The 24922-nt window shown below is 47.0% G+C and carries 25 protein-coding genes; all 25 read left to right on the plus strand.

Annotated elements, in window-relative coordinates; genetic code table 11:
- The first annotated feature begins 287 nt into the window (after window positions 1-287).
- The 25 genes from upp to csaB all read left to right on the plus strand — a co-directional run bounded on the left by upp (window position 288) and on the right by csaB (window position 24914).
- A complete protein-coding gene (upp, locus tag ACEN8J_RS24745) occupies window positions 288-917 on the plus strand; it encodes a uracil phosphoribosyltransferase (RefSeq protein ID WP_013312332.1) in 630 nt (209 codons plus the stop codon).
- Between the two features lie 110 nt (window positions 918-1027).
- The gene (gene wecB / locus ACEN8J_RS24750; protein ID WP_029518511.1) at window positions 1028-2197 is read left to right on the plus strand and encodes a non-hydrolyzing UDP-N-acetylglucosamine 2-epimerase; all 1170 of its coding nucleotides are present in this window, start codon (window positions 1028-1030) and stop codon (window positions 2195-2197) included.
- 171 nt (window positions 2198-2368) lie between these two features.
- Window positions 2369-2623 (plus strand): AtpZ/AtpI family protein, encoded by a 255-nt coding sequence (locus ACEN8J_RS24755; RefSeq protein ID WP_029518510.1) that lies wholly within the window; start codon window positions 2369-2371, stop codon window positions 2621-2623.
- A complete protein-coding gene (locus ACEN8J_RS24760; RefSeq protein WP_029518509.1) occupies window positions 2616-2996 on the plus strand; it encodes an ATP synthase subunit I in 381 nt (126 codons plus the stop codon). The genes ACEN8J_RS24755 and ACEN8J_RS24760 overlap by 8 nt, the downstream gene beginning before the upstream one ends.
- 29 nt (window positions 2997-3025) lie before the next feature.
- Window positions 3026-3850, plus strand: a complete 825-nt coding sequence (gene atpB, locus ACEN8J_RS24765) for a F0F1 ATP synthase subunit A (RefSeq protein WP_069290543.1) — start codon at window positions 3026-3028, stop codon at window positions 3848-3850.
- Window positions 3851-3955: 105 nt separating this feature from the next.
- On the plus strand, window positions 3956-4180 hold the full coding sequence (gene atpE, locus ACEN8J_RS24770) for a F0F1 ATP synthase subunit C (protein WP_007432750.1): 225 nt from the start codon (window positions 3956-3958) through the stop codon (window positions 4178-4180).
- A 109-nt stretch (window positions 4181-4289) separates the two neighbouring features.
- A complete protein-coding gene (gene atpF, locus ACEN8J_RS24775; protein WP_023990709.1) occupies window positions 4290-4778 on the plus strand; it encodes a F0F1 ATP synthase subunit B in 489 nt (162 codons plus the stop codon).
- Window positions 4775-5320 carry a F0F1 ATP synthase subunit delta gene (locus ACEN8J_RS24780; protein WP_029518507.1) on the plus strand — a complete coding sequence of 182 codons (546 nt, stop codon included), beginning with the start codon at window positions 4775-4777 and terminating at the stop codon, window positions 5318-5320. Before atpF ends, ACEN8J_RS24780 begins: the two co-directional genes overlap by 4 nt.
- Before the next feature lie 19 nt (window positions 5321-5339).
- Window positions 5340-6854, plus strand: coding sequence for a F0F1 ATP synthase subunit alpha (gene atpA / locus ACEN8J_RS24785; protein ID WP_029518506.1), 1515 nt, complete (start codon window positions 5340-5342; stop codon window positions 6852-6854).
- Between the two features lie 175 nt (window positions 6855-7029).
- Window positions 7030-7896, plus strand: coding sequence for an ATP synthase F1 subunit gamma (gene atpG / locus ACEN8J_RS24790; RefSeq protein ID WP_023990707.1), 867 nt, complete (start codon window positions 7030-7032; stop codon window positions 7894-7896).
- Window positions 7897-8017: 121 nt separating this feature from the next.
- Window positions 8018-9418: a F0F1 ATP synthase subunit beta gene (gene atpD / locus ACEN8J_RS24795; protein WP_029518505.1), complete on the plus strand. Its 1401-nt coding sequence runs from the start codon at window positions 8018-8020 to the stop codon at window positions 9416-9418.
- A 70-nt stretch (window positions 9419-9488) separates the two neighbouring features.
- Window positions 9489-9902: a F0F1 ATP synthase subunit epsilon gene (locus ACEN8J_RS24800; protein WP_013312322.1), complete on the plus strand. Its 414-nt coding sequence runs from the start codon at window positions 9489-9491 to the stop codon at window positions 9900-9902.
- A gap of 347 nt (window positions 9903-10249) precedes the next feature.
- The gene (locus ACEN8J_RS24805; protein ID WP_039271550.1) at window positions 10250-10501 is read left to right on the plus strand and encodes a DUF1146 family protein; all 252 of its coding nucleotides are present in this window, start codon (window positions 10250-10252) and stop codon (window positions 10499-10501) included.
- 324 nt (window positions 10502-10825) lie between these two features.
- The gene (gene murA, locus ACEN8J_RS24810) at window positions 10826-12181 is read left to right on the plus strand and encodes a UDP-N-acetylglucosamine 1-carboxyvinyltransferase (protein WP_029518503.1); all 1356 of its coding nucleotides are present in this window, start codon (window positions 10826-10828) and stop codon (window positions 12179-12181) included.
- Between the two features lie 227 nt (window positions 12182-12408).
- Complete coding sequence (gene spoIID, locus ACEN8J_RS24815; protein ID WP_241113436.1) at window positions 12409-13836, plus strand: stage II sporulation protein D; 1428 nt, start codon at window positions 12409-12411, stop codon at window positions 13834-13836.
- A 70-nt stretch (window positions 13837-13906) separates the two neighbouring features.
- The gene (locus ACEN8J_RS24820) at window positions 13907-14647 is read left to right on the plus strand and encodes a M23 family metallopeptidase (protein WP_029514614.1); all 741 of its coding nucleotides are present in this window, start codon (window positions 13907-13909) and stop codon (window positions 14645-14647) included.
- A gap of 201 nt (window positions 14648-14848) precedes the next feature.
- Complete coding sequence (gene spoIIID / locus ACEN8J_RS24825; RefSeq protein ID WP_007432737.1) at window positions 14849-15136, plus strand: sporulation transcriptional regulator SpoIIID; 288 nt, start codon at window positions 14849-14851, stop codon at window positions 15134-15136.
- Between the two features lie 171 nt (window positions 15137-15307).
- Window positions 15308-16306 carry a rod shape-determining protein gene (locus ACEN8J_RS24830; protein WP_023990703.1) on the plus strand — a complete coding sequence of 333 codons (999 nt, stop codon included), beginning with the start codon at window positions 15308-15310 and terminating at the stop codon, window positions 16304-16306.
- A gap of 121 nt (window positions 16307-16427) precedes the next feature.
- Window positions 16428-17312, plus strand: a complete 885-nt coding sequence (locus ACEN8J_RS24835) for a flagellar hook-basal body protein (RefSeq protein WP_069010009.1) — start codon at window positions 16428-16430, stop codon at window positions 17310-17312.
- Between the two features lie 13 nt (window positions 17313-17325).
- On the plus strand, window positions 17326-18153 hold the full coding sequence (locus ACEN8J_RS24840) for a flagellar hook-basal body protein (RefSeq protein ID WP_069010008.1): 828 nt from the start codon (window positions 17326-17328) through the stop codon (window positions 18151-18153).
- 10 nt (window positions 18154-18163) lie between these two features.
- Window positions 18164-18376, plus strand: coding sequence for a DNA-directed RNA polymerase subunit beta (locus ACEN8J_RS24845; protein ID WP_069010007.1), 213 nt, complete (start codon window positions 18164-18166; stop codon window positions 18374-18376).
- 886 nt (window positions 18377-19262) lie between these two features.
- Window positions 19263-19709: a 3-hydroxyacyl-ACP dehydratase FabZ gene (gene fabZ / locus ACEN8J_RS24850; protein WP_013312312.1), complete on the plus strand. Its 447-nt coding sequence runs from the start codon at window positions 19263-19265 to the stop codon at window positions 19707-19709.
- A 98-nt stretch (window positions 19710-19807) separates the two neighbouring features.
- Window positions 19808-21526: a phospho-sugar mutase gene (locus tag ACEN8J_RS24855; protein ID WP_495594095.1), complete on the plus strand. Its 1719-nt coding sequence runs from the start codon at window positions 19808-19810 to the stop codon at window positions 21524-21526.
- A 260-nt stretch (window positions 21527-21786) separates the two neighbouring features.
- On the plus strand, window positions 21787-23802 hold the full coding sequence (locus ACEN8J_RS24860) for a DUF5693 family protein (protein WP_165146184.1): 2016 nt from the start codon (window positions 21787-21789) through the stop codon (window positions 23800-23802).
- Window positions 23778-24914 carry a polysaccharide pyruvyl transferase CsaB gene (gene csaB, locus ACEN8J_RS24865; RefSeq protein ID WP_495594096.1) on the plus strand — a complete coding sequence of 379 codons (1137 nt, stop codon included), beginning with the start codon at window positions 23778-23780 and terminating at the stop codon, window positions 24912-24914. Before ACEN8J_RS24860 ends, csaB begins: the two co-directional genes overlap by 25 nt.
- Window positions 24915-24922 lie beyond the last annotated feature (8 nt).

Raw genomic sequence — 24922 nt, forward strand, 5'->3', positions numbered from 1 at the left:
CGGTCAAGGGCCGTCAGAGCCTTTTTGTTGTGTTTTTATGTGACGAAAGTCACACGTAAAGCGGTCCTATTCATTATTTTACATGTCATATCTTTCCCTTGACAAAAGGTTACGGTGGCAGGTGTTAAATCAATCAAGGGAATGTTATAATAAACAGGATTTACAGGCACGCATTGCATCTGTGCTTATTTGGTTTGTACAAATAGGTTACATAGATCCTTTCGACTCAGGATAGTTCGATATGCTGGTGCGAAAGAACGTGACGATAATACCGGAGGGAATATATTATGGCGAAACTGGTGGTTTGCGATCACCCTTTGATCCAACACAAACTTACATTTATCCGCGATGTGCGGACCAACACCAAGGATTTCCGCGAGCTGGTGGATGAAGTAGCAACATTGATGGCTTATGAAATTACACGGGATATCCCGCTGGAAAGCATTACGGTGCAGACACCGGTTGCTGAGACAGAAGGTAAAGTGATTTCAGGACGTATGCTGGGTCTTATTCCGATTCTGCGTGCAGGCTTGGGTATGCTGGATGGCGTAGTAAAGCTGCTGCCTGCAGCAAAGGTAGGCCATGTGGGACTGTTCCGCGATCCTGAGACGCTGCAACCCGTAGAATACTATACGAAGCTGCCTACAGATGTAACTGAGCGCGAATTGATCGTGATTGATCCGATGCTTGCAACGGGTGGCTCGGCAATTGCGGCGATTGATGTGTTGAAAAAGAGAGGCTGCACTCAAATTAAAATGATGAATCTGATTGCTGCTCCTGAAGGAGTCAAAGCTGTGCAGGATGCGCATCCTGATGTGGATATCTATGTCGCTGCACTGGACGAGCGTCTGGATGACCATGGATACATCATTCCAGGTCTTGGTGACGCTGGAGACCGCTTGTACGGAACCAAGTAGACTGCCTTTGGCGGTTCGGCAAAATCTATGGACGTTATGACAGGTCGTTTTTCTGAATAATGGAAGACCTGTGGAGCGGACATTTATTATGAAAAGGGGTTCAACAGAAAATGTCCAAAATCAAAGTGATGACAATTTTTGGTGTGCGTCCGGAAGCGATTAAGATGGCTCCTCTTATTTTGGAGCTTCAGCGCCACCCGGAGCATATCGAGTCCGTGGTATGCGTTACGGCTCAACATCGCCAGATGCTTGATCAGGTTCTGGAAGTTTTCAATATTCACCCTGATTATGATCTGGACGTAATGAAGGATCGCCAGACACTGAATGAAATCTCCATGCGGGTACTTCAAGGTCTGGAACCTGTATTGCGTGAGGCCAAGCCCGATATCGTGTTGGTTCACGGTGATACACTGACGACTTTCCTCGCCAGCTATGCAGCCTTTATGCAGCAGATTGAAGTAGGGCATGTGGAAGCGGGTTTGCGGACGTGGAACAAGCTTTCTCCATATCCTGAAGAAATGAACCGTCAGCTCACAGGCGTGCTGTCTGATCTGCATTTCTCGCCTACTTCTTTATCGGCTGGAAATTTGCGGAAGGAAAACAAGCCTGAATCGCGAATATATGTTACAGGCAATACAGTAACTGACGTATTTCAGTATACGGTTCGCCAGGATTACGAGCACCCTGTACTGGAGTGGGCTCAGGGCAAACGCCTGATTCTTATGACAGCACATCGCCGGGAATCCCAAGGGGAACCGCATCGTCAGATTTTTAATGCGGTTAAGCGAATTGCGGATGAGTTTGAGGATATCGCTATTGTTTATCCGGTTCATCCGAGTCCGGCTGTGAAGGAACCTGCATTTGAGATTTTAGGCAACCATCCGCGTATTAAGCTGATTGATCCGCTGGATGTCGTGGATCTGCACAATTTTTACCCACATACACATCTAATCCTTACGGATTCCGGTGGGCTTCAGGAAGAAGCGCCTTCGTTCGGAGTACCTGTCCTGGTGCTGCGTGATACGACTGAAAGACCGGAAGGAATTGAAGCGGGCACCTTGGAACTGGTGGGTACGAACGAAGAGAACGTGTACAATCGGACCAAGGCACTTTTGACAGATTCCGCGTTGTACGATTCTATGAGTCAGGCAGCGAATCCTTACGGCGATGGAAAAGCATCAGTAAGAATTGTCAATGCGATTTTGCACCATTATGGCGTTCAATCCGAACGTCCTGAAGAATTTCACACAATGTTCACAAAAGGTGTTCGTCCGATATAATTATTCTTTACAAGGCAAGCATACAGTTAAACTGTACGGTTACCAAGGGATACAGCAATTTAAGATGCTTTGTCGTTTGATTTTATACTTTAGGGCGCTAAAATATCTCAATTGACAAAGCATCTTATATTTAAGTAAAATGGACTGGAATTGCAGGGGTGACATGGAAAAGTGGTCAAACCTTCCAAGCAAAACAACAACCGAAATAACACCGGAAATGCCTTCAAGGCAATTGGATTGGTGAGCGCGATCGGCATTGATTTGGCGATATGCACACTGGGTGGTTTCTATGCCGGAAATTGGCTCGATGCCAAACTTGGTGGCTCCGGAATTTGGATTGGCGTAAGCGTTCTCGCAGGCTTGGTTGTAGGCGCATTAAGTATTGCCCTTGTGATCGGAAAGGTATTGAGGGATAACCATGAATGAGATGACCCGTATGCAAAAAATGTTATGGATCGTAGCGCTTGGTATTATGGCTCTGTGTTTCCTGGTCTCCGCCTTCATGCCCCAACATCGTGACATTGCTCACGGAATCATTCTGGGAACGGGAGTAAGCTGTCTAAATGTGCTGTATATGGCCTACAAAATTCGACAGGTTGCGAGTGCGGCCGCCGGTGAAAGAAAGAAGAGAGTGTATGGTATTGGCTTTGGCTTTCGATTAGGGACCTCAATTTTGGCAGTGGTGCTGGCGATAGAATTTCCGGCCTACTTCCATGAGATCGCTGTAATGGCAAGCCTGGTGACTGGGCAATTTCTTCTGTTAATTATAGGCATCATATTCGCGCTTCAGGAAAAATGATAGCTCAACTGAGAAAGGGGTGAGAAAACATGTTGCATGAATCACCGATTATCCAATTGGGCGGGTTTAACATTGACTTGTCCGTCATTATTATGCTTATTGTGACCTGCGCGATTGTATTTGGACTGGCATTTGCTGCAACGCGCAATTTGTCTGTGGACAATCCAAGCAAGCTGCAAAATTTTATGGAATGGGTCGTCGAATTCGTTCAAGGACTGATTACCAGCACAATGGATTTGAAAAAAGGGAAGCCATTCCTCTCTTTGGGGATGACGCTGATCATGTTCATCTTCGTGGGAAATATGCTGGGATTACCGTTCGGGATTGTGACCGAATTCGATAATGTGCAAAGTGCCCAAGTATTTGGACATGAAATCATTCCGGTCAAAGAAGCATTAGAACAAGCACAGGCGTCTCACCCGGGAGAAGCTGCCCATGTAGGCATCAGCTGGTGGAAATCACCTACCGCAGATGCAGGGGTATCCATTGGACTGGCTTTGATGATCTTTGTCCTGGTTCATTTCCTGGGGATTTTCCGTAATACCAAAGCTTACTTCAAGCATTACGTTCAGCCATTTCCATTCTTTTTGCCAATTAACTTGATTGAGCAGTTCTCAAAACTGTTGACACATGGTATGCGTCTATTCGGTAATATTTTTGCCGGCGAAGTTTTGATCAGTGTTCTGCTGAAAATGACAGCACTTGGTGTGGGAGGTATGGTTGCTTCCGTATTGGGACTCGTGGTCTGGCAAGGATTCAGTATTTTTGTCGGCAGTATCCAAGCGTTCGTCTTCACGATTCTGACGTTTGTATATATTTCACAGTCTATTGACACGCATGAAGAAGAGCATTAGACAAGCTCGTTTTCTGGTTTTAAGTTAAGTTCAGGAGTACGCTTCGCTCTTAACTGCAAATACATGTAACACACAAATACACATCACTAAGGAGGATTTTTTAAAATGGGAGTTTGGGCATATATCGCAGCTGCAATCGCAGTAGGTTTGGGCGCTTTGGGCGCTGGTATTGGTAACGGTCTGATCGTAAGTAAAACAGTTGAAGGTATCGCTCGTCAGCCTGAAGCAAAAGCAACGTTGCAAACGGTAATGTTTATCGGTGTAGGTCTGGTCGAAGCCCTGCCAATCATCGGGGTCGTTCTGGCATTCATTTTCTACGCAGGTGCTTAATTGAATGGAAGCAAGGTTTGGCGGGGAAGGCACAGCCATCCGCGCCTTCTTTGTTCGTTTGAACATGAAAGATCCAGAACCGACGTTCACCGGAAAGGAGTGACTTCAATTGAGTTTAAATTGGACAAGTATCGTTTTCACAATCATTGCATTTTTGATCTTGTACTGGTTACTGACGCGTTATGCATTCGGACCTCTCTTTTCCGTTATGGAGAAGCGGCGTCAGCTTGTATTACAGCAAATGAATGAAGCGGCACAGACGCGTGAACAGGCTGCTGCTTATGTTGAGGAGCAAAAGCAGGCTCTCCAGCAGGCACGTAAGGAAGCGTACGACATTATTGAGCAGTCAAAACAAACAGGTAACAAACAAGCGGAGCAAATTATTGTTCAGGCTAAAGACGAAGCTGTCCGCCTGAAAGACGAAGCTGTTCGTGAAATCACAAGCGAGCGTAATAAGGCGGTTGCCGAACTGCGCAGCGAAGTGGGTAAAGCTTCGGTACAAATTGCTTCCAAACTGATTCAAAAGGAAATCAAGGAAGACCAAGTCCAGGGAGAGCTTGTCGACCAATACCTTAAAGAGGTAGGAGGCAAAGCATGAGCCGGGATACGGTAGTAGCCAAACGGTATGCGAAAGCTTTGTTTGAAGTGGCAGAGCAGGAACAGACCATTATGGAAACCGAGCAGGAGCTACGTGCTTTTGTAGAGGCTGTATCGGGGGATGCTGAAATCCGTAAATTCATTAATTCTCCTAACATTACGGAAGCGGTCAAGCTTCAAGTTCTGGCTAACAGTTTTGAAGGCAAGTTGTCTGCCTCGCTAATTAACACGATCAAACTGTTGATTCAGCGTAGTAGAGCAGATTTGTTTGAATCTCTCCTTGCCGGATACCTCGATATTCAGGAATACAAGCTGGGACTTGCTCATGCAAAGGTGTATTCGACTTATGCTTTAAGTGATCAGGAAAAAACAGCGGTAGCCGAGGAATTCGGAGCCCGTGAACATAAAACAATCCGTGTGGAAAATATAGTGGACCCGAGTCTGCTGGGCGGATTAAAAGTGGTTATCGGCGATACATTGTACGACGGCAGTCTGGCCGGCAAGCTGGATCGTCTCGAGAAATCCTTTAACAGACGAGTATAGAAGATAGGGGTGAACACACTTGAGTATCAAACCTGAGGAAATCAGTTCATTGATTAAAAGTCAGATTGAACAATATAAAAATGATATCGAGGTCGTTGAAGTCGGCACTGTTGTTGAAGTCGGCGACGGTATTGCCCGCGTCTACGGACTGGAAAAAGTTATGGCCGGTGAATTGGTTGAATTCGACACTGGCGTATTGGGCTTGGCGCTCAACGTGGAAGAAAGCAATGTCGGTGTTGTTATTTTGGGTCAATTCTCCGACATTCGTGAAGGTGGTCAAGTAAAACGTACAGGCCAGATCATGCAGGTCCCTGTAGGGGAAGCAATGATTGGACGTGTAGTTAACCCATTGGGGCAACCAGTAGACGGTAAAGGACCGATTGCTACAACAGAATTCCGTCCGGTTGAAAGTCAGGCTCCAGGCGTTATGGCCCGTAAATCGGTACATGAGCCTATGCAGACGGGGATTAAAGCTATTGATGCGATGGTTCCAATTGGTCGTGGTCAACGTGAGTTGATCATCGGTGACCGTCAAACAGGTAAAACATCTATCGCAATCGATGCAATTTTGAACCAAAAAGGTAACGGCATGAAATGTATTTATGTCGCTATTGGTCAAAAACAATCCACGGTAGCTCAAGTTGTTGAAACATTGCGTCGTCACGGTGCGCTGGAATATACGATTGTCGTTACGGCATCAGCTTCCGAGCCATCACCATTGCTGTACATTGCTCCTTACTCTGGCTGCGCTATGGGTGAGTATTTCATGTACAAAGGCGAGCATGTCCTTGTTGTTTATGATGACTTGACTAAACAAGCGTCAGCTTACCGGGAATTGTCCCTGTTGCTGCGTCGTCCACCGGGCCGTGAAGCATATCCGGGTGACGTTTTCTATCTTCACTCTCGCTTGCTGGAACGTGCAGCGAAGCTGAATGATGAGTTGGGCGGCGGATCACTTACCGCATTGCCGTTCATCGAGACACAGGCTTCCGACGTTTCTGCATATATTCCAACCAACGTTATCTCCATCACAGATGGACAGATCTTCCTGGAAGCTGACTTGTTCTATGCAGGACAACGTCCGGCGATCAACGTAGGTATTTCCGTATCTCGTGTAGGTGGTTCAGCTCAGATTAAAGCAATGAAAAAGGTAGCAGGTTCCCTGCGTCTGGATCTTGCTCAATATCGTGAGCTTCAAGCGTTCTCCCAATTCGGTTCCGACTTGGATAAATCCACAAAAGCCCGTCTGGATCGCGGCGCACGCATGATGGAAATTCTGAAACAGGGTGTTAACCAACCGCTTGCTGTAGAGCAACAAGTAGTGAGCTTGTATACTGCTGTAAAAGGCTTCCTTGATGATATCCCTGTAGCGGATGTAAAACGTTTTGAAAAAGACTTCCTGTCTTTCATGGTGTCTGACCATCAGGACGTGCTTCAATCTATCCGCGACACGAAAGACTTGGTGGCTGATAACGAAACGGCTTTGAAGGCAGCTATCGAGAAATTCAAAAAATCATTCGCCACGTCGGTATAATACATTGGAATTTGCCTGTTTATGATGAAAGATGTTCTAAGGAAGCGTGCCCTCCGGGTTTTGGCTTCCTTGGCATGTTTTACCCTCAATAACAGGCCCTTTAACATATGCCCGGCTGGATTTGAATCTTACGAAGTTAGCTTTGGCTTTGCCAAAGCTTGAAGGTGGTGAAATCATGGCAAAAGGTATGCGCGAGATTAAACGTCAGATTAAAAGTGTGCAGAGTACGAAGCAGATCACGAAAGCGATGGAAATGGTCGCTGCATCCAAGCTGAGAAAAGCTCAGGAGAAAGCGGAGTCGGCTCGTCCTTACTCGGAAAAGCTTAAGGAAGTTGTGAGTAGCATTGCTTCTGGAGCGAATAACATCAAGCATCCAATGCTGGAAACGCGTCCGGTTAAAAAGACTGCTTATCTCATCATTACATCTGATCGTGGTCTGGCTGGTGGTTATAACGCCAATATTTTACGACAGGTTACGCAGACGATTTCTGAACGTCACCGTTCACAGGATGAATTTGTGATTTTCATCATTGGGCGAAAAGGACGGGATTATTTTAGACGTCGTGAATTTCCTATCGCTGAATCGGTAACAGATCTGTCGGATACACCTGCTTTTGCAGATATCAAAACGATTGCAAGCAAGGCTGTACAAGGCTTTGAACTTAAAGAATTTGATGAGCTTTATCTATGCTATAACCGCTTTGTCAACGCATTGACTCAAATTCCAACAGTTGACCGTCTGTTACCAATGGCGACACCGGATTCAGCTACAGCTTCATCCTCAATTAACTATGAGTATGAGCCTTCACCAGAAGGAGTGCTGGAAGTATTGCTGCCACGTTACGCGGAAACGCTCATTTACGGCGCTTTGCTGGATGGTAAAGCTAGTGAACTGGGAGCGAAGATGACGGCAATGGGATCTGCTACGAAGAATGCTTCCAAGTTAATTGGTGAGCTTTCCTTGACCTATAACCGTGCTCGTCAAGCGGCTATTACCCAGGAAATTACGGAAATCGTTGCAGGAGCAAGTGCTCAGTCTTAATCAGGCTTATAGCGACTGTTTTATAGCAGAGTCTACACTATTATGATAAATTGCGGGCGCAAAACAAATCAGAGTGGTTCGGATTTGCGGCTGTGCAAGCTTGTAGGAGGGAAACCAAAAGATGAACAAAGGACGCGTAGTGAGCATCATGGGTCCGGTTGTCGACGTTGAGTTTGAACGTGGACAACTTCCGGAAATCCTGAATGCCATTCATATTGGGACTGTGCTGGAGAGCGGAGTCAAAATTGACCTGACGCTCGAAGCTTCAAAACATCTAGGTGACAACCGTGTGCGTTGTATTGCCATGTCTTCCACAGATGGTTTGGTTCGTGGAGCTGAAGCCATAGATCTGGGAGCACCTATTTCAGTACCTGTCGGCGAAGCAACTCTTGGACGCGTATTTAACGTACTTGGAACGCCAATTGATAATGGTGCTGATATGAGTGAAACGGCTAGAAACCCAATTCACCGTCAAGCTCCTTCTTTCGATGAGCTGACAACTCAAGCAGAGATGCTCGAAACGGGTATTAAAGTTATCGACTTGCTGGCTCCTTATGCCAAAGGTGGTAAAGTCGGATTGTTTGGTGGTGCTGGTGTAGGTAAAACCGTAACCATTCAAGAATTGATTAACAATATCGCTCAGGAGCATGGTGGTATTTCTGTATTTGCGGGTGTAGGTGAACGCACACGTGAAGGAAATGACTTGTACCATGAAATGAGAGATTCCGGCGTTATCAACAAAACAGCGATGGTGTTCGGACAAATGAACGAGCCTCCGGGTGCACGTTTGCGTGTAGCTCTCACAGGTCTGACGATGGCGGAATACTTCCGTGACCAAGAAGGCCGTGACGTGTTGCTCTTTATTGATAACATTTTCCGCTTTACCCAAGCGGGTTCTGAGGTTTCTGCCCTGTTGGGACGTATGCCTTCAGCAGTAGGTTACCAGCCTACGCTGGCTACTGAGATGGGTCAATTGCAAGAACGGATTACTTCTACTAAAAAAGGTTCCGTTACTTCCATTCAGGCGATCTACGTGCCTGCGGATGACTACACTGACCCTGCTCCTGCTACAACGTTTGCCCATTTGGATGCTACAACGAATCTGGAACGTAAAATTTCCGAAATGGGTATTTACCCGGCGGTTGATCCACTTGCATCAAGCTCCCGGATTTTGGCTCCAGACGTTGTGGGTGAAGAGCATTACAATGTAGCGCAAGGGGTAAAACAAATTTTGGCCCGCTACAATGAGCTTCAGGATATCATTGCCATCCTGGGTATGGATGAGCTGAGTGAAGAAGATAAAATGTTGGTAGCACGTGCACGTAAAATCCAGCGTTTCCTTTCTCAACCTTTCCACGTTGCCGAAACATTTAACGGCTTCCCGGGTAAATATGTGCCGGTTAAAGAAACTGTACGAAGCTTCAAAGAAATTTTGGAAGGCAAGTATGACCACCTTCCAGAAGCGGCCTTCCTTTTTGTAGGAGCCATCGAAGAAGCAGTTGAAAAAGCTAAAACGCTGTAAACATACAGGCAAAGATTAGCCGAGCCTTACGAAGTGAGCTGTCTGCGGACAGCTTCCAGGAGGGATTCAAGTGAGCACGTATTTACTAGAGATTGTGACGCCGGAGCGCCTGGTCTATACAGAACAGGTAAACAGCATCAGTGTTCGCGGCTCGGAAGGCGATCTTGGGATTTTGCCCGGACACCTTCCCTTGGTCACTCCCTTGAAGATTGCACCGATACGCATTAAAATCGGTGGTCAAACTGAAGTGATCGCGGTCAATGGGGGCTTTCTTGAAGTCCGCAAGGATAAAGTGGTCATTTTGGCTGAGAGTGCGGAACGTTCCGAAGAAATTGATGTGGAGCGTGCCCGTGCGGCAAGGGAGCGGGCAGAACTGCGGCTCCAGAGCAAGCAGGAACAGATAGATCATCATCGGGCGGAAGTAGCTCTGCAACGGGCGCTTAACCGTCTAAATGCTACAAGCATCAGAACCAATAAGAATTAATATTGGAGTTTAAGTGGAATTTTAAAAGGGTTCGGCATAGTATACGGATGGAACGACAAGGAGACCAATTCATAACTTCTGCCAGAAAATGTCCGGTAGAGGGTGAGGAGGAACCTTGCTTCCTTCGATCACTGTGATCGGACTCTTTTTTTAGCTGTTATTACCAAATGTACAGTCCTATTTCTTGCCTGGCTGCTAGGTATTTAGTACCTTTTAAATTCACGAAACAGAAGTGATTAATCACATTTTGTCGAAATAAATGTCCTAAAAACAGAAATAGCACTGGCATATTAGGCGTTCGCCGAGTATTATAAAGAAGTCTGTGACGCAGATGGGGGGAATTATGGTTGAACGGGAAACAGCAATTGGCTGAACAGCTAAGTCAATCGGCGAGTATGACCGCGCTGATCTCTATGATCGTATCGCTCCTCTGTATAGCATTAGCTTGGTGGGCTTTACAGAGCTTAAAGCTGGATTTGTTAATCCGACAACCCAAAGGACCGCAGGGCAGATTGCTGCACTTGTTTCTTGCTATTATTTTGGGACAGTTGGTTTCGGGGTTCCTGTTGAGCTACATCTCTTGGAGCCAGATGCTCTAGAATTTGTTTTAACATGAAGTAGGCGGGTTATATGACCTTATGACTGTGTCTCTGCGGGAATTGTCGAATAACATCGCGTCATATTGTTAACAATGGTAAACAAAAGAACCATACATGTATAGCTGGCTGAATCAGTTAGAGTACAATGGTCGTCAAGTACAAAAAAACGCTTGTATACTTGTTTTAATCAGTGGTATGATGGCAGTTAGGGTATTAGTAAAATCTTGTTTTTTTATGTAATGAAAAAGCAAGGCATGAAAATAGCGGAATATGTTCTTTTTTTCCAGAATGGAAAAGAGAAATGACGCGCGGAGGGAACCATAGATGAGCAAATTTATCGTCCGCGGTGGCAACAGATTGACCGGGAGTGTCAAAGTCAGCGGAGCCAAAAACTCAGTTCTGCCGATCATCGCCGCTTCTCTGCTAGGAGAAGAAGGAGAAAGTGTCATTATTGATGCACCTCCTCTAGACGATGTGATGACCATTAACAAAGTGCTGGAGTCCTTAGGAGCAGGCGTTACATACCAAGATGAGGTCATTCGTGTTGACGCGCGGAAGATAATTTCCTGTGAAGCCCCTTACGAGTGGGTTAGGAAAATGCGCGCTTCATTCTTGGTTATGGGACCGTTGCTTACGCGTTTGGGACGTACAAGAATCTCGCTTCCAGGCGGATGCGCAATCGGAACGCGACCCATTGATCAGCATTTGAAGGGTTTTGAGGCATTGGGCGCGGAAATTAGCCTGGGCCAAGGTTTTATTGAAGCTAAAAGTAACGGGCGTCTGCGTGGAGCTAAAGTTTATTTGGATGTAGCCAGCGTAGGGGCAACCGAGAATATTATGATGGCCGCTACTCTTGCTGAGGGCGTAACTACCATCGAGAATGCTGCTAAGGAACCTGAGATTGTTGATCTCGCAAATTTCCTGAATGGAATGGGTGCCAAAGTACGTGGTGCGGGCACGGGCGTTATTCGTATTGAAGGCGTTGAGAAGCTGCATGGTGTAAAACATACCGTCATTCCCGACCGGGTAGAAGCAGGTACTTATATGGTTGCTGCTGCGATCACAGGCGGGAACGTATATGTAGAAGGCGCAATATCCGATCATTTGGGTCCGGTTATTTCCAAGATGGAAGAAATGGGTGTAACCATTCAACCTGATGAGAACGGAATTCGTGTCATTGCAGATAAGCCGTTAAAAGCCGTTGATGTTAAAACGTTGCCTTATCCAGGTTTTCCTACCGATATGCAGTCACAGATGATGGCACTTCAGCTTGCCGCTGAAGGAACGAGCATTATTACGGAAACCGTGTTTGAAAATCGTTTCATGCATGTGGATGAATTTCATCTCATGAATGCGGAGATTAAGGTCGAAGGCCGTTCTGCCATTGTAACGGGTAATGCTAAGCTGACAGGTGCGAAAGTAACCTCTACAGATTTGCGTGCAGGTGCTGCGTTGATTCTGACCGGACTCATTGCAGAAGGTACAACGGAGGTATCCGGCGTACATCACATCGATCGTGGTTACGTTCATTTGGCTGAGAAGCTGACCGGATTGGGAGCGGACATTTACAGAGTGACCGTGGAAGAGTCCAAACTGGATCATTCACCCAGTACAGAGCGCGTAATGCCGGAAGAGGCGTCTGGGAATCTGTTTAAGAAGATTCAGCCTTCCCTCGCCTAAGCTTTAACGCATGTAGCTTCATGTTGCATAAGTATATTCTTAAACAACGAAGAACCAAGTCCGAAAGGACTGGTTCTTTTTATTGTTTATAGCCAGTCTTTTTCATTCTTTCAGTTCTCTTAAAATGGTTCTATCAAAGTGGACGACTTCATATGATTGAAAATATCTGCTGGAGTATATCTATACTTCCAGCCGGACACTTAGCCCTTTGATGGAGGTTTCAGCCTATGAAAGATTCGCAGGTTCGCATCCGTATACCCATTCATCATCCTAAGGAACATCGCCAGGCTTTATTTGCGGAGGAAGACACTGGCTCTATAGCTACCTTGTTACAGAAAAATAAGCTTATGCAACAGCAGCCGGACGCAAGAGGTACATTGCCGACTGGCGTCAAGCCCAATCGGGGTACAACAGCCGTGCCTTCCGCTGTGAACTCTGTTGATACGGCTCTGCCTATCGCTGGAGTAGCGGCCCATGACACACGCGCTGCAAGCCCGCTGCCGCACCTGCGTCCTTCCGCCGGGCGTGCCCCACGCTGGGGCAGCCGCCGCCCATGGCTGCCATTCGCCGCCATGGCAGGGGTGCTGGTGCTTGCCATGGCTGTGCCCGCGCTAATGGCGTGGCCTCGCCAGACGGCGCAGCCGGTGCCGCCAAGCAGCCGCACGGCAGTACCGGCTGCGCCTAGCGTGACGGCAAAGGGTGAGACGCCCGTCACGCGCTTACCGGGCGTCCCGCCGATGCCAGCGGTGCCCGCTGCGCCAACGCGTAGCGTACCGGTGGCGGCAGAGCCAGACGTGCGTGTGTATGTCACGTCCACCGGTCGCACGGAGACGTTACCGCTGGAGCAATACATTGTCGGCGTAGTAGCTGCCGAAATGCCGCCCAGCTTTGAGGGGGAGGCACTGAAAGCGCAGGCCATAGCCGCGCGTACCTTCATTGCCCGGCGCTTGCTGGCTGATGACACTAGCGGTGCCCCTGCGGGAGCAGATGTGACGGATACTGTTAAACATCAGGCTTATATCTCCAAAGCTAAACTTACTAGAGAATGGGGGCATTCTGGTAAATCCGCAGAGCTGGCTAAAATTCAGCAGGCCGTACGAGACACCAAGGATACGATCATGGTATATGAAGGCAAGCCCATTACGGCATCTTTTTTTTCTACTAGCAATGGCTACACCGAAAATTCAGAGGATGTGTGGGCGAAGGCAGTGCCCTATTTACGAAGCGTATCAAGTCCATGGGACAAGCAGTTGGCCCCGCGTTATTCAGAAACCGTCACACTGAGTCGTCAAAGCGTGTTCGATAGATTGGGGTTAAGTCGTACTGCAATTGCCGCCTCTACTGGAGGAGGAAGTATGCCAGAGATTCGTATACTCTCCAAGACAGAAGGACATCGCATCAAGAAGATTGAAGTTGGTGGCTCAATCTTTACGGGACCGGAGATCCGTAACAAACTGGGGTTGCGTTCGGCTGAGTTTACGTGGAAGGCTGAAGGGGACCGGATTGCTATAACAACCTATGGCTATGGTCATGGTGTTGGTATGAGTCAGTGGGGAGCCAATGGAATGGCCAAAGAAGGTCATACTGCCACTCAAATACTCCTTCACTATTATACTGGCATTTCTTTTGCGCAAGCCTCTCGTATTCTAAGTTAGTAAATATTTCGAAACTTTGAAGTATAAAAGAGTTGCACCCGGTAACACTGGTTACTGAGGTGATGAGCAAATGAATGAACAAAATAAAAACCAGAACCAAAACCATGAAGAAACACCCAAAACCTTTCAGGGTGGAAGAGCTTCACGGCCGTCTTCGTGGAAAAAGCTGTTGTCCAAAAGGTGGGCATACCCGGCAGCCTACATTGCCGCAGCAGCCATTATACTAACTTTAGTGTGGGTCTATCAGGATGCCAGCCAGAAGTCTTTCAAACCTGACCCAGCTAGTCCATCGGTACAAAGCACAAGTGCAGTGAATACCGATGTTAACGGACAACAGCCAGAAAGCGTGGAAGTCGTTGCCCAGTCGGAAAATATCGCATGGCCAGTGGCAGATGCTGGCGCAGTACAGGTCGTAAAGCCGTTCTTTGATGAGAACGCGACCGCTGATGAGCAGGCGGCAGCTATGGTAGAGTACGATAAAACATTTACCGCTAACACTGGGATTGATCTTTCCCGGACTGACGATCAGGCGTTTGAAGTAAGAGCCGCCCTGAGTGGCAAAGTATCTCGTGTGGAACAACATCCGCTGGTAGGTAATGTCGTAGAAATTACGCATGATAATAATCTCAAAACGGTGTACCAAAGCTTGAGTGATCTGAAAGTAAAAGAAGGCGATCAAGTGAAACAAAACGATGTGATTGCTTCAGCGGGTCGTAACGAGCTTGAAAAGGATTTGAAAACACATTTGCATTTTGAAGTGTATCAGGATGACAAGCCTGTGAATCCAGCAGGTCTGCTTCCTAAAAAATAAATCTGGTCATGGCTTTGCATGCAAAGCGGGGAATCCATATTCCCTGCTTTTTTCTTGTGTAGTTTTTGTGCATAAGGTAAACATAAGCTGCTTTTGCCAAATAAATAGGCCTTCCGAAGCATGTCTTCCCGCCAAACCGCGAATATATAGGCACGCTCCTCATATAATGTACCAAACTATCCACAGTAGGGAGGCGGGAGCGTGCACGATTACATCAAGGAACGGACCATCAAAATCGGTCGCTGTATCGTGGAAACAAGGAATACGGTCCGTACGATTGCCAAGGAATTTGGTGTCTCCAAGAGCACGGTGCATAAAGATCTGACCGAACGGCTGCCTGAAATCAACCCGGATCTTGCCGATCAGGTGAAGCACATTCTTGAATACCATAAATCCATCCGCCATCTGCGGGGGGGAGAAGCCACGAAAATTAAGTACAAAAAAACGAGTGGCAAACGAAGGGAGATTCTCGTTTCCGGCAAGTCCTAAAAATATATAGTGAATTGGCTGGCAAAGCCATTGAATCAACCCCCTGAAGTATGATATGTTAAAAGATGGTACAAGACGAAAAATGACATGTAACCGTAGGTTTATACATATATTTGCCGCTTCTTGTCGAATCTTAGCTTTTTAAAATATCACTTTGGGGGCCTTTTTAATATGTTCAGTAATGATATCGGTATCGACCTCGGTACGGCCAACGTGCTTATCCACGTCAAAGGGAAGGGGGTTGTTCTTGACGAACCTTCCGTTGTCGCGATAGAAAGCGATACAAAAAGAGTCCTGGCTGTCGGAGAGGAAGCGCGCCGTATGGTGGGACGTACTCCTGGTAATATCATAGCCATCCGTCCATTACGTGATGGTGTCATCGCCGATTTTGAAGTAACAGAAGCGATGTTAAAATATTTTATCAATCGGGTGGGGGGGAAAAGCTGGTACAGCCACCCTCGTATTCTAATTTGTGCGCCAACGAACATTACCTCAGTGGAGCAAAAAGCGATTCGTGAAGCGGCGGAACGTAGCGGGGCCAAGGAAGTATTTTTGGAGGAAGAGCCAAAAGCGGCTGCCATTGGAGCAGGAATGGATATTTTTGAGCCTAGCGGCAACATGGTAGTGGATATTGGTGGCGGAACGACTGACGTTGCAGTCCTCTCTATGGGGGATGTCGTAACAGCTTCTTCCATTAAAATGGCAGGGGACAAATTTGATACAGCCATCATGAAATATGTAAAAACGAAGTACAAGCTTCTGATCGGAGAACGTACGGCTGAAGATATCAAGATTGCTATCGGAACTGTGCATCCGAGTGGACGTCGTGCAGAGATGGACATCCGTGGACGGGATATGGTATCCGGATTGCCCAAAACGTTAAGTATATCTGCAGATGAAGTGCAGGATGCACTTAGAGATCCTGTGTCAGCGATTGTTGCTGCGGCCAAGTTTGTATTGGAGCAGACCCCACCGGAACTGTCAGCTGATATTATTGACCGTGGTGTTATTTTGACTGGTGGCGGTGCCTTGCTTAGCGGATTGGACGAGCTACTTGCTGAAGAACTGCGCGTTCCCGTACTGGTTGCCGAAGATCCGATGCATTGTGTTGTTAAAGGTACAGGAATTATGCTAGATAATTTGGATCATGTGGTTAAGAAAAAGTTCTAATCTGCCGATAGTGACTATAAGAGACTCGTGTGCGGTCAGGCAGGTTGCCTAGCATTTTGGCCTTCGTGCCTCCGCGCGAGCATATGATTTTAGCAGAGTATAGGATTGGGGTGCACGTTACATGTTGAGAGGTTTATATACTGCGGCCGCCGGATTGATGACACAACAACGACGCCATGACACCGTGACGCAAAATATTGCTAATATGAATACGACGGGATACAAACAGGAGAACAGTGTTCAGCGTTCTTTCCCCGAAATGCTTATTTCCATGACGGGTGGTAACCCTGATAACCCGGACCGTACGGTCGGCAAGCTCAATACTGGCGTTTTTGCTGAGGAAAGCCTCTCCCCTTACATTCAGGGAGCATTAAAGGACAGTGGACAAGCGACGGATTTTGCGATACAGTCCAATATTAATGTGAACGACCCAGCTACTGGTCAACCTATGGCTTTTGATCAGGCGGGAAAATTCATCAATGCTAACGGTGAAGTCACCTACCGTCCAGAAGCGTTTTTTTCGGTGCGGGACAGTAATGGTAATGTTCGTTATACACGTGACGGGCATTTTCAAGTAAATGGAGCGGGAGCATTGCTTTCATCGACTGGCTCAGCGGTGCTGGATACGAATGGAAAACCAATTCAATTGACCGGGGCTGTCTCAGCGCTTAAAGTAAATGAGCGGGGCGAATTGGTAGATAGCCAGTCCAACCAGACGTTGGGGACGACGCTCGGTATTAGTGTCATTGATCGTCCGTATCAGCTCGTTCGTGAGGGTAATGGGAATTTCCGCCTGAATGATACTGATGGTGCTACAGCTAGAATGATGACCGCTAATGATGCTGTATCCGTTCGTCAAGGTTACCTGGAGGTATCTAATGTAGATGCTTCACAGTCAATGGTGGATATGATGGCTGCGTTAAGAGCGTACGAAGCGAATCAGAAGGTAATTCAATTTTATGATAAAAGCTTGGACAAGGCCGTTAATGAAGTAGGCCGTGTATAACAGGGGGTAAGTGATGAACAACTCCATGATTGGTGCAATGGTATCTATGGCCAGTGTGCAGCAGCGTTTGGATTTAATTGCCGATAATATTGCCAATGTCAATACAGTTGGTTATAAGAGTAAACAGGGTTCCTTTGAAGATGTATTGGCCAATGTGAAACAACAGCCTTCAACGTATCTCCAAAATGGACGGGCCATGCCGCTCGGTTATAATTTGGGCTACGGAGTTAAAACGGCTGCAATCATGAAAAATATGGAGCAAGGTCCGCTCAAGGAGACGGGACTTCCTACTGATCTGGCGATCCAGGGTAATGCCATGTTTGAAGTTCAGGGAAATGGGCAAAAAGCTTGGACCCGTGATGGTAGCTTTCATTTTATTCCTGATCCGAGTGATAGTGCGACGATGATGTTGACCACTGCTGAAGGCTACTCCGTGCTAGATAACAATGATGTTCCTGTGACTGCTCCAGCGGGTTCCAAGGTGGCTATTAACTCGGATGGCGAATTGCTGATTCGTGCTAATGGAACTGGGATTCCGACAGTTGGTCAGAGAATCAAGCTAATGGATGTACAGCGTCCAGAAGGACTGGAACAGCGGGATGATAACCTGTTCGTGTTGTTGAATGGTGTAACAGAGGCAAATGTATTCGGAGCTGCAGGTGTGGCAGGTGCTGTTCCAGCGGACGTATCTGTGCGTTCCGGTTATCTCGAGGAATCTAATGTGGATTTAGCGGGCGAAATGACGGATATGATGCAAGTTCAGCGGATGTATCAAATGGCGGCACGGGCATTAACTTCTAGCGATACGATGATGAACATGGCCAACAATCTGAGGGCTTAAGGATTTGGTGATGAAAGAAGAACAATCTGATTCCCGTCCGGTGCCTGTAAAGACGAAGTCCCGCTGGCGTACTGCTCGTTATTTCATAGTTCCGTTGCTGCTCCTGTTATCGCTGTTAGGCGGCTTAATTGCAGGATATGTAATTGTAGGTAAGCAAGGGTTGTCAGGCGTATTTGAATGGAGAACCTGGCAGCATGTCATTGATCTTATATTTGCGCCTTAGTTTACTTTAAATGAGTGGTGGGCGAGAAAAGGTCGCTTCACGTGCAGATTGTTCTTCCGATTGCTGTTATCCCCAGATTCATTTGATTTTAAAACATTCGATGTTTGAATCCGGGGATAAAGGCAAACGCTGCGCTTCTTCAGAACAATTCTGCCCGCTCCGCTGGCTACCCGCCATCGGGGCCACTCTTATTAAAATAAGCCACCCGCAATTTGTGTGGGAAGTATAGAATAACAAAACCCTGTGCCAGTGGCGCAGGGTTTTGTTATGTCTGCAACGGCAGGCACGCATGGATTGCGGCCAATGAAGATCATCGTAGAGGCCTTCGGTTTTGTTTCGTCTTTCGCGACAAGCGAGCATTATTGAAGCGAGCTTTCCTTTTGGGCCAAAAGTAACTTGGCGGAGGGGTTTATTTGAATCTGGAGAAGCGATAGCGTTCGCCTTTGCCCCTAAATTTTAACCTTGCAGGTTTTATAAAATGAAAAAATTAAGGGGCAACAGCGATCGGAAGATCAAAAAAATCACGTAGCCCTCCCCCCCCTTGGCTCAAGTCAAACTTCGCTTCACCCCCATAATAGGAGCACCCAATATGGTACTTCCGCGTAATTTTCTTTTTGCATCTGATAACTGTATAATGATGGGGAAGTTTATAACACTGCGGGGTAAAACCAAGCACGGGCAAAAGGGCTTCTTCGCGCCTCAGGTTGCATAACCGGCGGAAAAAGCCCCTTATCTCAACCTCCACTTCTGCAGTAGGTGAAGGATATCTAACATTGTTGCCGCCAAGAGCTGTTTTTATACAGCGTAGGCGGGGTAATATTATGCTTGCAGTAACTCATGATTGATACAGAGTCAGACCTGCAAGCGGGAGGAGTTATTAAGGTAAATGGACAAATTGCAATTGGATGTTAATCAAATTCAGGAGATTATCCCACATCGAGCGCCATTTTTATTGGTGGATCGTATTATTGAGCTGGAGGAAGGGAAAAGAGCAGTAGGCATTAAAAATGTAACGATGAATGAGCCTCATTTCATTGGACATTTTCCGGGGTATCCCGTTATGCCTGGTGTGTTGATTACCGAAGCACTGGCTCAAGTTGGGGCAGTCGCATTACTGCACCTAGAGAGCAATCGTGGCAAAATCGGGTTCTTGGCAGGATTGGATGGTTTCCGTTTCCGAGGACAGGTGGTTCCTGGTGATACGTTAACGCTTGAAGTGGAAATCACTCGTTCCAAAGGCGCATTTGGCAAAGGGAAAGCTACGGCTAAAGTAGGCGATACGGTAGTAGCTGAGGGCGAAATTATGTTTGCTCTATCTGACCCTCCCCAATAAATAAAGCTCTGCCGACATAAGCACGAGGTCTGAACCGAGTGCAAGTGTACATAGAAATCCTGTTTTGATAAACCAAAAATGGAGAGGGGAAATTCCGTATGACGCAGTTGAGTAAAAAAGCATTAGAAGGCATTGAGAGCTGGCTGCAAGACCCTTATATTGATGAAGAAACCAAACAGGAGTTGCGCGCATTGGAAGGCAACGAGCAGGAACTGGAGGATCGCTTTTACAAAGAGCTGGAATTTGGCACAGGCGGTCTGCGTGGAGTGATCGGAGCAGGGAGTAACCGGATGAACCGTTACGTCATTGGACGTGCGACTCAAGGTCTGGCTCGCTATATTTTAGAACAGCATGCTGGTAAAGAAGGCAAACCTTCGGTTGTCATTGCGCATGATTCGCGTCATTTTTCACCAGAGTTTGCACTGGATGCAGCTTTGGTGCTGGCGGGCAATGGTATCGTGGCTAAATTGTTCCCTTCCTTGCGTCCAACGCCACAGCTTTCGTTTAGTGTACGTCATTTGGGAGCCAGTGGAGGGATCGTTGTAACAGCCAGTCACAATCCTCCTGAGTATAATGGATACAAGGTATACAACGATGAAGGGGGTCAGCTTGTTCCTGATCAGGCTGAACAGGTAATTAGTTATATCCGTGAGGTTCCTTCTTTTGCTGACATTCGCAGTCTGACACGTGAGGAAGCAGAGGCACAGGGATTGTTGGTTTGGCTTCGAGAAGAGGAAGATGAAGCGTTTGTAGATACGGTAGCCAGTGTGAGTGTGAACCGTGAGCTGATTGCAGCCGGACCAGGCAAAAATTTCAAAGTTGTGTTTACGCCTCTCCATGGCACTGGAAATGTACCGGTTCGTCGCGTACTGGAGAAAATCGGTTTTGAACAGGTGCATATTGTGCCTGAGCAAGAGCTGCCAGATGCTGAATTTTCGACTGTTAAGTCGCCAAACCCAGAAGAACGCGATGCGTTTAAACTGGCAATTGCGCTGGGTGAGAAAATTGGTGCAGATCTGTTGATCGGAACAGACCCTGATGCTGACCGTATGGGTGCAGTTGTGAAAAACCGTGATGGCGAATATGTAGTATTGTCCGGTAATCAGTCTGGTGCGATCATGGTTTACTACTTGTTGAATCAGCTGAAAGAAACAGGCAAGCTTCCGAATAATGGGGCTGTTATCAAAACCATCGTAACCAGCGAAATGGGTGCAGTCATTGCTGAACATTTTGGAGCAACCGTGTTTAACACGCTAACTGGCTTCAAGTATATTGGCGAGAAAATGAACCAGTTTGACCAAACTGGCGAGTACACCTACTTGTTTGGCTATGAAGAGAGCTATGGTTATTTGGCAGGTAATTATGCTCGCGATAAGGATGCTGTCTTGGCGGCTATGCTGATCGCTGAAGCTGCTGCTTATTACAGCACACAAGGTAAGACGCTCTATGATGTTTTACAAGAGCTGTACGAGCAGTTTGGCTACTTCCTTGAGAAGCTGGAGTCTCGTACTCTTAAGGGTAAGGATGGAGTGGCACAGATTCAGGGCAAAATGACCGATTGGCGTAGCAACGCGCCTCAAGAGATTGCAGGCGTGAAGGTAGATAAGGTACTGGACTACTCACAAGGTCTGGACGGTCTTCCACAGGAAAATGTACTCAAATTCTTACTGGAGGACGGTTCGTGGTTTTGCCTGCGCCCTTCGGGAACAGAGCCGAAAATCAAAGTATACTTTGCGGTACGCGGTTCCTCGCTATCAGACGCGGAGCAAAGAATCAGCCACCTGGTCGATGCTGTTATGTCTCGCGTAGACGCTTGAGAAAAATCCCTTTATAATAGAATAGGTTAAGGTAATTGGATAAGATATAGTAATCGGTGACCTCTCACGGCAAAGGGCAGTACGCCGTGGAGGTCATTTCTGTATTGCAGAATAACCTGGAAGAGGCTTTGGGGAAAATAGGCTTATTCCGGCAGCGGAGGATTTTGCAAAATTCAATGAGTGACCTACCAAAAGGCTGAGTACGACAAGGTGGGCAGCATTGAATTTTGCAAAATCCCGAATATTAAGGAGGTTCTTTGGTGTATCAGAAATGGCAGTATTGGAATACGGCTTCTCGAAAATGGTTATGGATTTTGGTGGCTGTCGGCTTGCTGGCTTCCATTCCAGTCATCGCCGATCGTGTGAAGACAGAATCCTCGAGTAAAAAAGTAGAGATTGTATTCGATTATCGGGATTTGACGGAGGCAGCCTCGTATCAGGCTCATCCGCAGGACTATCTGAATGAGCAGCTTGACCGCTTACAGCAGGCGGGTGTGAACAGCATGGCGATGTATGAAAGTACGTTGGATGATTTTCGTAAAGCGGGCCGTGTCGTAACCTATACGACTCAGAACGTTGCCGATATGGAAAAACGGCTTTCACCTGCAAATGAGAATTTTACGTATATTGTTTTTGCTGACAAAGAAAATGCGGAGGCATTAAAGCCGTTAATTTTACGTACGTTTACAAGCCTGGACATAAATGTAAAACCTTGGACTTATCAGGGACAGGAAGGGTTAGTTGTGGAAACATCTCCAGAGGATGCGTACCTCAAGCCCATGCAGCCTGACCCGATTGCGATGAAGCAGCTTCGGAGCAAAGGATTTTTTATTGTTCCACGGATGAGCGACAGTCTTCCTTACAACCAGGAGTTGACAGAAGAGATGCTTGCTTCCTTTCAGCAGAATGGTGTAAAACGCATTTTGTTTGAAGGTGATTCAGTCAAAGGCTTCACCGATAACGAGAAAGAGCATAGCTTAGCGGCATTTGCTAAATTGCTGAACAAATACGATATTGGCCTAGCTGCTATCGAAAACTTAAAAAAACCGCAAGCAGGCTTCAATAAGCTCGCTTACGATATCCACTATAACGTTGTGCGTTTATACTCATTGAGCGATAAAGATGCAACGCTGGATGTGGAAACGTTGGCCGATCGTTTTGCTCTGGCTACCAAGGATCGTAATATTCGCATGTTGTATCTGAATACCGCGCCTAGCCGTAGTATTGCTGAAGCCAAGGTGAAGGATTCGGTAGATAACCTGATCCACAGCTTGGACAAGCCGGGTAACGCTGTACAACGGATGGAGAAAAAGGGGTTTGAACTCGGACAGGCTGAACCATTCCAAGTAGTCGATTCGTCCATTCAGCGCTATCTGAAAATGATTGTCGTACTAGGTGCACTGGCATTCTTCTCCATTATGGTGTCCTATTTCGTCCCGGCATTGACTTTGCTGGCATTTGCACTCGGTTTGGTAGGTTCAGCAGGACTTTATGTTTTGAACTCCAGCTTGATGGAGCAAGGTCTAGCCCTACTCGCGGCGATTAGCGGACCAACGGTTGCAATGATCATTGCTGTGCACACGATTAGAATTAAACGTGAACAGGGGTCTGAACTTTCTGCAGGTCAGCGTTTGATTCAAACGCTTATACTGTACGTACGGACAGCGATTTTGTCGCTGGCTGCAGTACCATTTGTTATTGCTCTGTTGAATAATATTGCTTACAGCCTTGTGCTGAACCAATTCAGAGGTGTAAGCTTGCTTCACATTCTGCCGATCTTCTTGGCAGCGATATATATTTTCTTTTATCGTGGCGTTTCTATACGAGAGGAAATTTCCAAGCTGCTACGTACGCCGATTACTGTATTGTGGGTGATCGCACTGGCTGTTATCGCAGCCGCAGGTTATTACTATTTGACTCGTACTGGAAATGCGGGCACAGTGTCGAATACGGAGCTGGCATTCCGGAACTTCCTTGAAAATGCGTTTGGTGTACGTCCACGCAATAAGGAATTTTTGATGGCTCACCCACTGTTTATTGCAGGAGCGTTCTTGAGTTTGAAATATCGCAAAGCAATCTATTTGCTGATTATAGCTGCTATTGGTCAAGCCTCTATGGTGGATACCTTTGCTCACATTCACTCTCCAGCGGCACTGTCGCTTAGTCGCGGGCTGTTAGGATTGGGCTTCGGTCTGGTGCTGGGAATCATCGCAATTGTCGTGTGGCAAGTGCTGGAAGGGTGTTGGAAGAAATGGTCACCACAGCTCAAACGATAATCATCTCGGGTTATTACGGCTTTCACAATAGTGGGGATGAGGCGGTGCTCAAGTCGATTTTGACAGCTTTAGAGGAGGAGAGCCGTCAGGCGGGTATCACGGTCAAGCCTGTTGTTCTATCTTCTGACCCTGCTTGGACACAGAAAATGTACGGAGTAGAAGCTGTACCGCGGATGAGTTTGGGGGAAGTTCGTAGAGCGATTAAAAACAGCGATGGGCTAATAAGTGGCGGCGGGAGTCTGCTCCAGGATGCAACAAGCCCTAAAAGTATTCCGTATTATCTGGCGATTCTGAAACTGGCCCAATGGGCTGGAAAGCCGACGTTTGTATATGCTCAGGGCATTGGTCCAGTACAACGGAAGATATTTTATCCTATGATCCGTTCTGTGTTTCAGCGCTGTGAATATGTTTCTGTAAGAGATGAGCAGTCTGCCGCACTACTGGATACTATGAAACTAAAGAACCCGGTTGTCGAAGTTGTTCCTGATCCGGTAATGGGGCTTCCATTACCCCGAGGTTCCGAGCTGCATAAAGCAGCAACTGAGACTGATCAGGATCAACCCCCGATCGTTGGCGTATCTGTACGTTACTGGGATAAGGAACGCCGCGATTTGAAGGCTATCGCGGAGGGCTTAAAAAAATTAGCTGCTGAGCGCCGTGTACACTTACGTTTTTTACCTTTTCATCTGCCTGATGACGAGCAGGCTTCAAGGATGGTAATGGATTTGTTGGGGGATATTAGGGGGACGGGAAGCCTTGTAAGCATGTGTGATCAAGTCACCGATCCTCAACAGATGCTTTTGGAAGTGAGTCGTTGCAGTTTGATGATCGGGATGCGATTACACAGCTTGATCTATGCAGCATCCCATCAGGTGCCTCCGTTGGGGATATCCTATGATCCTAAAATTGATCATTTCCTCAGCCGTGTCGGTAGCCAGCCTGTAGGCACTACAGAGGCACTGGATGGACAAAAACTGGCTAATGAGTCTATGCGGTTGCTGGATCAGCGAAGTCAATGGATCGAGAGCCAGGGAGCGGCCATTGCTTTGTTAAAAAGTGAGGCTCGCTTACCGGCGCAGCATATCGTTAATTACTTGTGTCGCAAAGGATGATGGATACA

The sequence above is a fragment of the Paenibacillus sp. Paensp38 genome (genome assembly GCF_059491915.1).